The 13542-nt window shown below is 73.6% G+C and carries 12 protein-coding genes; 8 read left to right on the top strand and 4 right to left on the bottom strand.

Annotation, left to right across the window (positions count from 1 at the left end; genetic code table 11):
- The first annotated feature begins 7 nt into the window (after positions 1-7).
- Positions 8-1333, top strand: coding sequence for a cytochrome P450 family protein (locus AC0665_RS15480; RefSeq protein WP_468408101.1), 1326 nt, complete (start codon positions 8-10; stop codon positions 1331-1333).
- Here AC0665_RS15480 and AC0665_RS15475 read toward each other — a convergent pair.
- On the bottom strand, positions 1281-2201 hold the full coding sequence (locus AC0665_RS15475) for an NAD-dependent epimerase/dehydratase family protein (RefSeq protein ID WP_478705167.1): 921 nt from the start codon (positions 2199-2201) through the stop codon (positions 1281-1283). The two genes, AC0665_RS15480 and AC0665_RS15475, sit on opposite strands and share 53 nt — an antisense overlap.
- Positions 2198-3211: a ScbA/BarX family gamma-butyrolactone biosynthesis protein gene (locus tag AC0665_RS15470; protein ID WP_478705166.1), complete on the bottom strand. Its 1014-nt coding sequence runs from the start codon at positions 3209-3211 to the stop codon at positions 2198-2200. Before AC0665_RS15470 ends, AC0665_RS15475 begins: the two co-directional genes overlap by 4 nt.
- A gap of 312 nt (positions 3212-3523) precedes the next feature.
- Here AC0665_RS15470 and AC0665_RS15465 point away from each other — a divergent pair, with 312 nt between their 5' ends.
- The 4 genes from AC0665_RS15465 to AC0665_RS15450 all read left to right on the top strand — a co-directional run bounded on the left by AC0665_RS15465 (position 3524) and on the right by AC0665_RS15450 (position 7235).
- Positions 3524-4237 (top strand): ScbR family autoregulator-binding transcription factor, encoded by a 714-nt coding sequence (locus AC0665_RS15465; RefSeq protein ID WP_468634599.1) that lies wholly within the window; start codon positions 3524-3526, stop codon positions 4235-4237.
- Positions 4238-4370: 133 nt separating this feature from the next.
- A complete protein-coding gene (locus AC0665_RS15460; protein ID WP_468634601.1) occupies positions 4371-5810 on the top strand; it encodes a DUF2252 domain-containing protein in 1440 nt (479 codons plus the stop codon).
- Between the two features lie 181 nt (positions 5811-5991).
- Positions 5992-6819: a hypothetical protein gene (locus AC0665_RS15455; RefSeq protein WP_468408111.1), complete on the top strand. Its 828-nt coding sequence runs from the start codon at positions 5992-5994 to the stop codon at positions 6817-6819.
- A gap of 86 nt (positions 6820-6905) precedes the next feature.
- A complete protein-coding gene (locus tag AC0665_RS15450; protein WP_363121498.1) occupies positions 6906-7235 on the top strand; it encodes a rhodanese-like domain-containing protein in 330 nt (109 codons plus the stop codon).
- Positions 7236-7340: 105 nt separating this feature from the next.
- Here the strand turns inward: AC0665_RS15450 and AC0665_RS15445 are convergent, their stop codons facing one another.
- Positions 7341-8474 (bottom strand): acyl-CoA dehydrogenase family protein, encoded by a 1134-nt coding sequence (locus tag AC0665_RS15445; RefSeq protein ID WP_478705165.1) that lies wholly within the window; start codon positions 8472-8474, stop codon positions 7341-7343.
- A gap of 397 nt (positions 8475-8871) precedes the next feature.
- On the opposite strand from AC0665_RS15445, the gene AC0665_RS15440 reads away from it, so the two are divergent.
- The 3 genes from AC0665_RS15440 to AC0665_RS15430 are packed head-to-tail and all read left to right on the top strand — an operon-like array spanning position 8872 to position 11710.
- Positions 8872-9762 (top strand): DUF5819 family protein, encoded by an 891-nt coding sequence (locus tag AC0665_RS15440; RefSeq protein WP_478705251.1) that lies wholly within the window; start codon positions 8872-8874, stop codon positions 9760-9762.
- A complete protein-coding gene (locus AC0665_RS15435; RefSeq protein WP_478603099.1) occupies positions 9759-10970 on the top strand; it encodes an HTTM domain-containing protein in 1212 nt (403 codons plus the stop codon). The genes AC0665_RS15440 and AC0665_RS15435 overlap by 4 nt, the downstream gene beginning before the upstream one ends.
- Positions 10967-11710 carry a TrmH family RNA methyltransferase gene (locus tag AC0665_RS15430; protein WP_478705164.1) on the top strand — a complete coding sequence of 248 codons (744 nt, stop codon included), beginning with the start codon at positions 10967-10969 and terminating at the stop codon, positions 11708-11710. Before AC0665_RS15435 ends, AC0665_RS15430 begins: the two co-directional genes overlap by 4 nt.
- A gap of 69 nt (positions 11711-11779) precedes the next feature.
- On the opposite strand, the gene paaN is transcribed toward AC0665_RS15430, so the two are convergent.
- Positions 11780-13471: a phenylacetic acid degradation protein PaaN gene (gene paaN, locus AC0665_RS15425; protein WP_478705163.1), complete on the bottom strand. Its 1692-nt coding sequence runs from the start codon at positions 13469-13471 to the stop codon at positions 11780-11782.
- Positions 13472-13542: the final 71 nt, after the last annotated feature.

The following is a 13542-nucleotide window of genomic DNA, read 5'->3' as shown; positions in this document are numbered from 1 at the left end:
ATGAGTCATGGCACAGCGGGCCTGCCCCTTCCTGTCGGTCGACCCGTCCGGTCAGGACCTCTACGGCGAGATCGCCCGGATCCGTGCCCAGGGCCCGGCCGTGGAGGTCGAACTGCCCGGCGGTGTCCGGGTGTGGTGGATCACCGGCCTGGAGCTGAACAAGCGGCTCCTGGCCGGTCCCGAGTCGAGCAAGGACGCCTACCGGCACTGGCCGGCCTGGATCAACGGCGACATCTCCCGCACCTGGCCGCTGGCCATCTGGGTCTCGGTGCGCAACATGGTCACCGCCTACGGCTCCGACCACACCCGGCTGCGCAAGCCGATGGCCGCCGCCTTCACCAAGCGCCGCGTGGACGCGCTGCTGCCACGCGTCCAGGCGATCGTCGACCGGGCGCTGGACGGCCTGGAGCGCGTCCCGGAGGGCGAAGTCGTCGACCTGCGGGCCGCGTTCGCGGCGCCGGTGCCGCACGAGGTGGTGTGCGAGCTGTTCGGCGTACCGCCCGGCGAGGACGGCCCGCGCGCGGCCCTCTACCGCATCATCAACCGCTTCTTCGACACGGCGATCAGCCTGGAGGACGCCCAGGCCAACGCCGTCGACCTGTACGGCACGCTCACCGCGTTCCTCCAGCACAAGCGCGAGCACCCCGCGGACGACCTGACGACGGCGCTCATCGCCGCGCGTGACGAAGGCGAGCTCAGCGAACAGGAGTTGATGGACAATCTGATCCTGCTGCTGACCGCCGGTTTCGAGACGACCGTCAACCTCATCGACAACACCGTGCACAGCCTGCTCGCCCACCCCGGCCAGCTCGACCTCGTCCGCACCGGGCGGGTGAGCTGGGAGGACGCCCTGGAGGAGTCGCTGCGCTTCGAGGCGCCGGGCGCGATGTCGGGCCTGCGCTACGCCGTCGAGGACATCGAGATCGAGCCGGGGCTGACCATCCCCAAGGGCGACCCGCTCGTGGTCTCCTTCGCCGGTGCCGGACGCGACCCCGAGCGGCACGGGCCGGACGCCGACCGGTTCGACGTCACCCGCGCCACCAGCCGCGAGCACATCTCCTTCGGCCACGGTGTGCACCACTGCCTGGGGCGGCCGCTGGCCATGGCCGAGGCGACCGTCGCCCTGAGGTCGCTGTTCGCGCGCTTCCCGCGCCTGGCCCTGGCCGACCCGGCGCGTCCGCCGAAGCGGCTGCGCTCCATCATCTCCACCGGCCACGAGGAACTGCCGGTGCTGCTGCACGGCCGGGACGCGGACCCGCGCCCCGGGGAAGCGGAGACGGTCAGGAAACCCGGCTCTGGAGGAACGCCCGGTACCAGGGCGCCGCGCGGCTGAACGCGGCCGCGAATCCCTCGCCGGGCGCGCAGCCGGCGTCCTTCCAGAACGTCTCGTCCACGAACCAGTGGTCGACGGTGAGCATGCCGAGGTGATGGAGGGCGAGCGGTGACCCGGCGGCCCGGCCGAGGGCGGTGGCGACGTCCACGGCCGCACCGCCGCCGGGCTCGGCCACCTCACGGCAGACCGACGCCAGCAGGTCCGCGACCGGGACCGGCTCGGGGTGGTCGACGTGGTGCACACCGCCACCGAGCGCCGGGGAGAGGGCCGCGGCCACCACCGCACGGCCCAGGGTGTCCACGTCGATCATCGACTGGAGGGCCTCGCAGCCGGTGAGGGTGGCCGACAGCTCCTCCATCAGCCACACCAGCCCGGGGACCACCCACCGGTCACCCTCTCCGTACACGAGGTGCGGGCGCAGCACCAGGCCGCCCGTGCCGAGGACGTACCGCTCGGCGGCGGCGCGGGTGCGGCTGGTGGCCGACGCGGGCGCGACCGGCACCTGCCCGGGACGCACGCCGCGGAAAGGGCCCCGGCCGAGGACGGCGGCCGTGCTGACGTACACGATCCGGCGCACTCCGGCGCGCACGGCCTCCTGGACCAGGGCCCGGGTGCCGTGGTCGTTGACCGCCCGGACGGTCTCGGCGGCGCCGCCGACCTGGGCGGCGCAGTGCACCAGGACGTCGGTGTCGGCGCAGGCGCCGCGCAGCGAGGGCGGGGCGCACAGGTCGCCGTGGACGTACTCGGGACCGGGCGGCGCGTGCCGGGACAGCAGGCGCACGTGGACGTCCGGCCGGCGCCGGGCCGCCGCGGCGACACGGCTGCCGACGAAACCGCTCGCGCCCGTGATCAGAAGCTTGACCGTCACGACGGGGACCGTACCGGCGCGGGCCGGGCGGTGGTCAGGGGGGCGGTCAGGGTGGCCGTGAAGACGGACTCGCCGTCCTGCCGGCCCGACACCCGTACGGTCGTCTCCCCGGGGCGTCCGGGGAGGATCTCGGTCTCGACGTCGCAGGGGCTGTGCAGTTCGGCGTACCGGGCGAAGCCGGCGGTCATGGTGGTGGGCAGGAAGGGGTGCAGGCCGGACGCGGCCGTCGCGGCCTGGCGGGCCGCCTCGAACAGGACCATGCCGGGGACGTGGTCGTTGGGCCGCGGGAAGAGGACCGGGTGGCCGGTGTCGACGCGCAGCCGCCAGACGCCGGGGCGGTCGGCGGGGGCGAGGACGACGTCCTCGGGGCGGGCGCGTCCCACGATCCGGGGCGCTGTGCCGGGCAGCAGCGGCACCGGCGTGTCCAGGGCGTTCAACCGGTCCCCCCGCAGGCGGCGGTAGGCGCCAGGGGAGGTGCAGCCGGTACTGCCGGTGCCGCGGGCGACGAACCGTCCGGCCCGGCGGAACTCCATCGTGGTGCGCATGCCGGCCAGCCCGCGGCCGCGGCGGCGGATCTCGGAGCACACGACGTCGACCTCGACCGGTTCGGCGGCGTCCGCCAGCAGCAGGGCGGCCGGGTCGAGGCGGACCGTCAGGTCCCACATGACGAAATGGGTGTCGGCCGGGGCTCCGAACTCGGCGTGCGCCAGCACCATGGAGGCCTGCCGCAACGTTTCGCCCACGACCATCGGATCCTGGTGCCGGTCGTCCACGGGGCCGAAGAACGGGTGGGCGGCCGGCCAGTGGGCGGTGAACCGGAAGCGGGTGTCGGAGATTCGGGTCCACCGGGTGGGGAAGACGTCCGTCTCTGTGGTGCGGTGGGCCAGTTCCTTGGTGACGGCGGTGTGGGAGTGGGGGACGCAGTGTTCGGTGACGGGGGACGGCGGCGCCGGTTCGTCGACGACCACGACCGGCGCGGCCGGTCTCCCGGCGGCGGTGGCCCGTGACACGGGCTCCCCGGGCGCGGGACGCGGCGGCGCGATCCCCTGGGGCACCGCCGTCTGTGGCGGGTTCTCGACGGTCGTAGCGGTCGCGTTTGCCCGACGGCCCCCGCGTCCGGTCTGATCGTCGCTGAGTGCGCTTAAAGGCCCTGTCTGCGGCATGAGAACCCCCAGGATCGGCTGTCTGGCCGCGGTCGACGCCTGACTAAGATACGGACGAGCCGGTTTTTTTCAAAGGGTGGACCACCACCGCCGGGACCGGCTCTCGCGCCCTCGCCCCACAGCGACTTCACAGGATCGACGGAGATCAGGAGGCACCCGATGGCGCGACAGGAGCGCGCGATCCGCACCCGGCGGACCATCCTGGAGGCGGCTGCGGCCGTCTTCGACGAACGCGGCTACACCTCGGCGACCATCGGCGAGATCCTGCAACGGGCCGGCGTCACCAAGGGCGCGCTGTACTTCCACTTCGGCTCCAAGGAGGAGCTGGCGGTGGGGGTGTTCGAGGAGCAGCTCGCGATCACGCTCCCGCCGCAGTCCAGCAAGCTCCAGGAACTGGTCGACTCCGGGCTGGTGATGGCCCGCCGGCTGCGGTCCGAACCGCTGGTGCGGGCCAGCGTGGGGCTCGCCCTCGACCAGGGGGCCATGGACCTCGACCGCACCCCCGCCTTCCGGATGTGGATCGACCAGAACGTGCAGTTGCTGACCGAGGCGAAGACGCGGGGCGAGCTGCTCCAGCACGTCGACGTGGCGGAGACCGCGGAGTTGCTGGTCGGCAGCTTCTCCGGGGTGCAGCTGCTGTCGCAGCTGCGCTGCCAGCGGCAGGATCTCGAGCGCCGGATCGTCGTGCTGTTCGAGCACTTCCTGCCCAGCATCACCGTGCCCGCGGTGCTGGCCCGGCTCGACATCGCGGTGGACCGGGCCGAGCGGGTGCTGGCGCGGGTGCGCACGGAGCGGGAGCAGGGGGAGCAGGGGGAGCAGGGGGAGGACGACGTGGCCGCGGCCGTGGAGACCTCCGTGCCCTCGGGGGCATGACCCGCCGCCGCGCGAACCGGGACCGGGTTGTCCACAACGGTGGAGTTGTCCCCAGGGTCTGACGCGTTTCGGCCACCCGGTTGTACCGTCGGCACGAGTTGATGTTCGTGCGCGTGCGGGGGAGGCGGTCGGGATGACCAGGTCCGGGGCTCGGGACGAGGGCGGGACCGGAGCGGGGGAGGCGGAGCGGCGCAGGCTGCCCCGGGTGCGCGGCTTCGCGCGATGGCCGGCCGAGGGATCACCCAAGGGTGAGGGCAAGGCCCTGCGCGAGCGGGTCCCGCGCAGCGCGCACGCCGCGCTCGACCTCGACGCCTCCCGGCCCGACGCGCTGAGCGCGGTCGAGGAGTCGGGCCGTGGCAGGCTGCCCGAACTGACCCCGATCCGGGTCGGCCGCATGGCCGCCACACCCTTCGCGTTCCTGCGCGGCGCCGCGGGCCTGATGGCCTACGACCTGGCGCGCACGCCCATGACACGGATCCGGGCCCAGATCTGCGGCGACGCCCACGCGGCCAACTTCGGCCTGTACGGAGACGCGCGCGGCGGCCTGGTCATCGACCTCAACGACTTCGACGAAACGGTGCTCGGCCCCTGGGAGTGGGACGTCAAGCGCCTCGCGGCCTCCCTGGTGCTCGCCGGCCGGGTGGCGGGTGCCGACGAGGACCAGTGCCGCAAGGCGGCGTTCGACGCGGCCGGCGCCTACCGCAGGACCATGCGGCTGCTGGCCAGGCTGCCGGTGCTGGACGCGTGGAACGCCATCGCGGACGAGGAGCTCGTCTCCCACACGGACGCCCATGATCTGCTCGGCACGCTGGAACGGGTCTCCGAGAAGGCCCGGCACAACACCAGCGGCCGCTTCGCCGCCAAGTCGACCGAGGCCACCGAGGACGGCGGACGCCGATTCGTCGACGCCCCGCCGGTGCTGCGGCGCGTCCCCGACGCGGAGGCCGCCGCCGTGGCGGCGTCCCTGGAGGAGTACGTCGGCACCCTCCAGGAGGACCGCCTGCCGCTCCTCGCCCGGTACGCGGTGCAGGACGTGGCCTTCCGTGTCGTCGGCACCGGCAGTGTCGGCACCCGGTCCTACGTCGTGCTGCTCCTGGACCACCGGGGCGAGCCGCTGGTGCTCCAGGTGAAGGAGGCCCGGGCGTCGGCGCTGGTGCCGCACCTGGTGACGGCCGGTTTCGAGGCACCCGAGGCCGGTCACGAGGGCCGGCGGGTGGTACGGGGCCAGAAGCGGATGCAGGTCGTCAGCGACAACCTGCTGGGCTGGACGACCGTCGACGGCTTCCACTTCCAGGTCCGCCAGTTCCGCAACCGCAAGGGCAGCGTCGACCCGGCCGCCCTCGCCGTCGACCAGCTGGACGACTACGGCCGCATGACCGGCGCGCTCCTGGCCCGCGCGCACGCGCACAGCGCCGACCCCCGGCTCATCGCCGGCTACTGCGGGAAGAACGAGGAGCTGGACGAGGCGATGGCCGCCTTCGCGGTGGCCTACGCGGACCGCACCGAGGCGGATCACGCGGAGCTGGTGGCGGGGGTGAAGAACGGCAAGGTCGCGGCCGAGATGGGGGTGTAGGGGACGCGGCCCGGACCCTGACGCCGGGTGGGCCCGGAATTCCGGGTTCCGGTCGGCTGCCGGGCTGCGGGTGTCCGGGGCGCCCGTATCGCCCAGGCGTCCGGCAGCGCCGGGGGGCGGGGAAGCCGGCCCTCTCCCCGGGGGGCGAGGCCCCGGAGGGTTCGTCACCTACGCTGGTCGGGTGACGACCCCGGAAGCTGAGCAGGATGGCGGCGACGCCGCACGGCCCGAGGCGCGGCTGGAGCGGGCCGTGCGGGCCGCCGAGCAGGCCTTGATCGAGTACGAGATCGCGGTGGAGACCTTCCGCGTCGAGGTCGAGAACTTCTCCCGGCTTCATGAGCAGAAGCTCGGCCCGCTGTACGCCCGGCTCGAGGAGCTGGACGCCCGGATCCTGGAGGCCAGAGCCGCCCGCAGCGGTGACCCCGCGGACCGGCAGCGGGCGGAGGAGGCCAGAGCGCGGCTCGCCCCGATCCCCGGCGTCGAGGAACTGCTGCACGGCTGGATGGACGGCAGCGGTCTGTTCCCGGAGGCCTCGGCCATGCTCACGGACCAGCCGGTCCGGCCCCCGCAGCGGGTCCGCCCCAGCGAGGAGGCCCGCAAGCTCTACCGCGACCTCGCCCGCAAGGCCCACCCGGACCTGGCCCAGGAAGAGAAGGAGCGCCGGCGGCGCGAGGAGTTCATCACGCGGGTCAACGCCGCCTACGCCCGGGGCGACGAGGCGGAGCTGCGCGAGCTCGCCGCGGAGTGGGCCAAGGGGCCCGAGCTGGAGCGGGGCCCGAGCCCCGCCGAGGAGCTCTACGCCCGCCTCGAATGGCTCGCCCAGCGCAAGGAACTGCTCGCCCTGCTCGCCAGGGAGCTGGAGGACAGCGCCATCGGCCACATGCTCCAGCTGGCCCCGGACGACCCGGACCGGTTGCTGGACGAGATCGGGCAGGGGCTGCTTGCCCAGGTCGCCGAGCGCGAGACGGAACTGGCCGGGCTGCTCGACGAGGGCGCGGGCGGGAGCTGAGGACGGGCGCGGAGCGGGGCCGGGCCGTGCCCCGACCGCACCGGGCCGGTTCGGGTAGCGTCGGACGCATGAGTTTTGGAGCTGGTGTGCCCACCGTCGCGGTCGCGGACCTCAAGGACGGCGACTTCCTGCTGGACGTCCGGGAGGACGACGAGTGGAAGGCCGGTCACGCCGAAGGGGCCCTGCACATTCCCATCAGCGAGTTCGTCGCCCGTTACGGCGAGCTGACCGAGGCCGCCCCGCAGGACGGGCGGGTCCATGTGATCTGCCGTTCCGGTGGCCGTTCCGCGCAGGTCACGATGTATCTGGCCCAGCAGGGCGTCGATGCCGTGAACGTCGAGGGCGGCATGCAGGTGTGGGAGGCGGCGGGGCGTCCCGTCGTCACGGACGACGGGCAGCAGGGGTTCGTCCTCTAGAGCTGCCTGCTCGGGTGGACCTGCCCGGTCGGGTCAGGCGTGAGGTGGACCTGCCTGCTCGGCGGGCTGCCCGGTCGAGCCGCGCCGGCAGGTGGAGCTGCCTCGTCAGGCCGGTGGGTGGGCCGCCAGCAGGTCGCCGAGCACCTCTTCGTGTGCCGCCGCCGGGCCGAGCGACAGTTCCAGGTGCTTGGCCCAGGCGTGGTACCGGTGCAGGGGGTAGTCGACGTCGGCGCCGAACCCGCCGTGCAGGTGCTGCGCGGTCTGCACGACCCGGCGGACGCCCTCGGCCGCCCAGATCTTGGCGACGGCCACGTCTGCCGCGGCGGGCAGGTCGCCCGCTGCCCCGGAGGCGATCCGCCACGCGGCCTGCCACAGGGTGGCCTCCATGGCACGCAGGTCGATGTAGCGGTCGGCGGCCTGCACGGCGACGGCCTGGAAGGTGGCGATCGGGAAGCCGAACTGTTCCCGCTCGCTCGTGTACTGCCCGGTCATCCGCAGCACGCGCTCCCCGAGCCCGAGCGCCAGCGCGCACGTCCCGGTGGCCAGCAGGTCCCGCAGCCACTCCCACGCCCCGTCGGCGTCGATCACGTCCCGGGCGGTGAGCCGCGCCGACTCCAGCCGCAGCTCACCGAGGCGCTCACCGCTGGTGGAGAACTGCTCGGCCAGGACCGCGCCCGTCAGCCCGCGCGGCACCAGGGCCAGCAGGGTGCGGCCCGACGCGGTGTGCGCGGGGACGACCGTGACGGCGGCGTCGTAGGCCCAGGGCACCGCCGTCTGGAGCCCGTCCAGCACCCACGTCCCGCCGTCCCGCCGGGCGGTCACGGCCTGCTCGGCCGGGTCGTGGCCGGTGCGGCCGTGGGCGGCCACCGTCAGGACGAGCTCGCCCCGGCCGGCCCGGGCGAGCAGGGTCTCCTTCGCCTCCTCACCGCCGTAGGCCTGGACGGCGGCCGCCGCCGCGCAGCTCTCCAGCAGCGGCACCCTGGCCAGCACCCGTGCCGACTCCCGCAGCACCAGGCACAGGGCGATGGCGTCCAGGCCGGCCCCGCCGTGACGCGGGTCGAGCAGCAGGCTCAGCAGGTCCGCGTCGGCGAGCCTGGCCCACAGGGCGCGGTCACAGGTCTCGGCGACGGCGCCCGCGGTGAGGGCCGGGCTGGGCACGGCGTCGGGCGCCACTCCGGCGAACACGCCCTTCGCCGCCTCGGCCGCCGCCTGCTGCTCCTCGGTGAAGGTGAAGTCCACGGTGCCTGTCCTTCCGGTCGGTCCCGGTTAGCTGACGGGGCGTCAAGATAGAACAGGTTCTAGAAGAAGGGAATGGGTGTACGGGGGGCGCCGTAGGGTGTCACTCCTGTGGACGAACGGCCGGGCCTGCCTGTGGATAACCTGCGGGGGTCCCCTGTGGACCAGGGGGACCGGGGCTCCCGGGCGGTCGCCCGCGCCGTACGTTCGGCTGCGCGGTGTGGTGATCGGTGTGGTGACGGCCACGGCGGGACCGGCCGACAGGGGCTGTGCCCGGGTGGGCGTCCTGAGTACCGTTCCCGTGCCGATGCCGCGCGCCGGTGCGCGGGTGCGCGGGTGGTGCGACGCCCTCGCGGCCGGGCGGACGGAACGACGGACCGGGATCGTGGAACGGGGCGGAATGGACGCGTACGACGAGGGCTCGGACGCCCGGCACGGCCCGGACGCGCCGGGCCGGCCGGCCCCGCCCGCGGAACGGGGCGCACCGGCGCGGTCCCCCGGGCCTGCCGTGCCGCCCTCGGCCTGCGACCCGGTGGGTCCGACGGGTCCGACGGGTCCGACGGAGCCGGCGGGATCGTCCGAGTGGGTCGGGCCGTCCGAGGTGGGCGGGTCGTACCCGGGCGCTGACGGCCGGGCCGGCGTCGCCGCGCTGTCGCTCCCCTACCGGATCGGGGTCGCCCTGGCGCTCGCGGTCGTCGCCATCGGGGTGTGTGTGCACCTCGGGATGACGTTCCTGCACGTCGCACCGGCGAACACGGTCACCCGGGCGCACGGTGAGGCCGTGGACGACTGGATCTATCCGGAGTTCGAGCAGAACTGGAAGCTCTTCGCGCCGAACCCGCTCCAGCAGAACATCTCCATCCAGGTCCGGGCCGCGATCCGCGGGCCGGACGGCGCGACGCTGACCACCGGCTGGTACGACCTGTCCGCCGAGGACGGCCACGCCATCGACGGCAACCTGCTGCCCAGCCACACCCAGCAGAACGAGCTGCGCCGCGCCTGGGACTTCTTCGTCGCCACGCACGACAACGACGACCGCCCGGTGGGCCTGCGCGGCTCGCTCTCCGAGTCGTATCTGCGCCGGATCACGGTGCTGCGCCTGGACCGCGACGACGCCGTGCGGGCCACGACCGGGGGCGCCGGTGTCATCGAGCGCGTGCAGGTCCGCTCCCGTACCAGCAACGTGCCGCCGCCCGCGTGGAGCCGGGAGAAGGTGACCACGACGCCGTCCTACCGGGAGCTGCCGTGGTGGAAGGTGCCGCAGGACGAGGCCCTGGAGGGTGTGCGGTGAACCGCTTCTCGCTGGCCGTCTCGGGCGCCATCGCCCGGGTCACCGAGGCCGCCCTCGGTCCCTACCAGACGGCTGTCGTCCGTATCGGCTTCGCCGCCACCTGGCTGCTGTTCCTGCTCCGAGAGTTCCCCCACCGCCACGAGCTCTACGGTCCCGACGGTCCCTGGAGCTGGGATCTCGCCGCGCAGCTGGTCGGCTCCAACGGCTCCTTCACCGTCCTGATGTGGTCGGACGGCCGGGTCTGGTTCGAGATCGTCTACGCGCTGGCCGTGCTGTCCAGTGCCCTGCTGATGCTGGGCTGGCGCACCCGCACCATGTCGGTGCTGTTCATGGCGGGTGTGCTGTCGCTCCAGAACCGCAGCGTCTTCATGGGCGACGGCGGCGACAACGTGCTGCATCTGATGTCGATCTACCTGGTGTTCACGCGGTGCGCCCAGGTGTGGTCGCTGGACGCCCGGCGGGCCGCGCGGCAGGGGGCGGCCCGCGCGCGGGGCGAGCGGGTCACGGACCGCACCGGACCCGCCCTGTGGGGTGTGTTCGGGTGCGTGCTGCTCGCGGTCACCATGGTCGGCCGGATGCAGGGCGACTGGCTGATACCGGCACTGCTGTGGACGGTGTGGGCGGCGCAGGCCCTGTGGTGGCTGGCCGGGCGCCGGGCACGGACCGGTGAGCCGCGGATCCTGCTGGACGTCGTCGCCACCGTCGTGCACAACGGCGCCCTGCTGGTGATCATGGCCGAGGCGTGCCTGATCTACGCGACGGCCGGCTGGTACAAGATCCAGGGCTCCCGCTGGCAGGACGGCACCGCGGTCTACTACCCGCTGCACCTGGAGTACTTCTCCCCCTGGCCCGCCCTGGCCGACCTGCTGACGGTCAGCGGCACCCTGGTGATGCTGGTGACCTACGGGACGGTCCTGGTCCAGGTCGCCTTCCCGTTCACCCTGTTCAACCGGCGGGTGAAGAACGTCCTGCTGGCGGTCATGATGACCGAGCACGCCGTGATCGCCGTGGTCCTCGGGCTGCCGTTCTTCTCGCTGGCGATGATCGCGGCGGACGCGGTGTTCCTGCCGACCGGCTTCCTGCGCCGCCTGGGCGGAAGGGCGGCGCGGCTGTGGGACCGGCTGCCGCGCCGAGGCGGGCGTACGCCGGTTCCCCCGCAGCGCACGGCCGAGAGCCCCGGGACGGCGCACGTAGGCTTCGGGGCATGACCGACCCTCTGACCGTCTGGCACCGGCATGCCGGCGACACCGTCCTGCTCGACGGCTTCCACGCCCTCAAGCACGCGCTGCGTTTCGGCGCTGAGGTGCCGGTGGCGGTCACGGCGGACCGGGCCGCCGCCCTCGCGCTCGCCGACGAGCTGGCCCCGGACGTACGGGACGCGCTGGCCGCGCTGCTGGCGGAGGTGCCGCACGAGACGTACGCGTCTGTCGTGCCGCGCCCGCACCCCACCGCCCTGGCCGCCCTGGCCGTGCGGCCGTCGCGGGCCTCCAGCCTCGAACGGCTGGCGCGCCTGCCCCGCACGGCGCCGGTCGTGGTCCTCGACAACCCGCGCAACCTCGGCAACGCGGGCGCGGTGATCCGCCTGGCCGCCGGGTTCGGGGCGACCGGGGTGGTCACGACCGGGACGGTCGACCCGTGGCACCCGACGGTCGTGCGCGGCGGGGCGGGACTGCACTTCGCGACGGCGGTGGAGCGGCTGACCCCCGACGAGCTGCCGCCCGGCCCGCTGTTCGCCCTGGACCCGGAGGGCGACGACCTCCGGGGCGTCGAGCTCCCGGACGACGCCGTCCTCGCGTTCGGCTCCGAACGTACGGGCCTGTCCACGGAACTACGCGCGCGGGCCGACCACTTGCTGTCCCTCCCGATGCGCCCCCAGGTCAGCAGCTACAACCTGGCGACGAGCGTGGCGATGACCCTGTACCACTGGAGTTGCGGGGCGCCACGGTAGGGGCGCGGGGAACCGCGCGAGCAACCCCACACGGCCGGCACTCGCGCGATGACGTGAACCCCCGAGCTGCTAGGCGTCCCGCCGCACCTCGACCACCCGGAACCGGTTGGCCACGAACGCCCCGTCGCACAGCGCCGCACTCGCGGCCGGGTTGCCGCCCGAGCCGTGGAAGTCGGAGAACGCGGCCGTCTGGTTCACGTACACCCCGCCCGTGAGGTTCAGCGACAGCTGCGCCGCCTCCTCCAGGCAGACCTCCCGCACGGCCTGCTCGACCTCCGGGTCCGTGGTGTAGGCCCCGACGGTCATCGCGCCCTTGTCCCGCACGGTGCGCCGCAGCAACTCCACCGCGTCCGGCGCCGAGTCGACGGCGACGGCGAAGGACACCGGCCCGAAGCACTCGCTCATGTACGCGGCCTCGTCGTCCGGCTTGGCCCCGTCCAGCTTGACGATCACCGGGGTGCGGACGACCGCCCCCGGGAAGTCCGGGTTGGTGATCTCCCGGGAGGCCAGGGCCACTTCACCGAGGCCCGCAGCGGACTCCAGGCGGGACTTCACGTCCGGGTTGACGATCGCGCCGAGCAGGGCGTTGGCCCGGGCGTCGTCGCCGAGGAGCCCGTCGACCGACCGGGCGAGGTCGGCGACCACCTCGTCGTAGGACTTGGGGCCCTGGTCGGTGGCGATGCCCTCGCGGGGGACCAGCAGGTTCTGCGGGGTGGTGCACATCTGGCCGCTGTACAGGGACAGCGAGAACGCCAGGTTGGAGAGCATGCCCTTGTAGTCGGACGTGGAGTGCACGACGACCGTGTTGACGCCGGCCTTCTCCGTGTAGACCTGCGCCTGGCGGGCGTTGGCCTCCAGCCAGTCGCCGAACTCGGTCGAGCCCGTGTAGTCGATGATGCGGATCTCGGGGCGCAGGGCGAGGGTCTTGGCGATGCCCTCGCCGGGGCGCTCGGCGGCCAGCGCCACCAGGTTCGGGTCGAAACCGGCCTCGGCGAGCACCTCGCGGGCGACCTGGACGGTGAGCGCGAGCGGCAGCACCGCGCGCGGGTGCGGCTTGACCAGGACCGCGTTGCCGGTGGCGAGGGAGGCGAACAGGCCCGGGTAGCCGTTCCACGTCGGGAAGGTGTTGCAGCCGATCACCAGGCCGATGCCGCGCGGGACGGGCGTGAACTGCTTGGTCATGGCCAGCGGGTCGCGCTTGCCCTGCGGCTTGGTCCACTCGGCGTGGTCGGGGGTGCGCGTCTGCTCCACGTACGCGTATGCCACCGCTTCCAGGCCGCGGTCCTGGGCGTGCGGCCCGCCCGCCTGGAACGCCATCATGAAGGCCTGGCCGGAGGTGTGCATGACCGCGTGGGCGAACTCGTGCGTCCGGTCGCTGATGCGCTTGAGGATCTCCAGGCAGACCACCGCGCGCTGCTCGGCGCCCGCGTCGCGCCAGGCCCGCTGCCCGGCCTTCATGGCGGGCAGCAGCACGTCGAGGTCCGCGTGCGGGTACGTCACGCCCAGGTCGACGCCGTACGGGGACGTCTCACCGCCCACCCAGTCGTCCGTCCCCGGCTGGCCGAGGTCGAGGCGGGAGCCGAGCAGGGCGTCGAAGGCGGCCTTGCCCGCCGCCGCGTCCAGGCTGCCGTTCTCCCCGTAGGCCTTGGGGTGCTCGGGGTGCGGGGACCAGTAGGCGCGCGTGCGGATCGCTTCCAGCGCCTGGTCGAGGGTGGACCGGTGCCGGGCGATCAGCTCGTGCGCCGAGAGTGCGGCGGTCATGGGTGACCAACTCCTCGTCTCAAGAACTCCTCGTCGAGTTCATGACCTGGGCAGAAACCTGGGCAGGAACA

The organism is Streptomyces sp. NPDC043685, from assembly GCF_056436585.1.
This window is presented reverse-complemented; position numbering and strand designations above follow the sequence as displayed.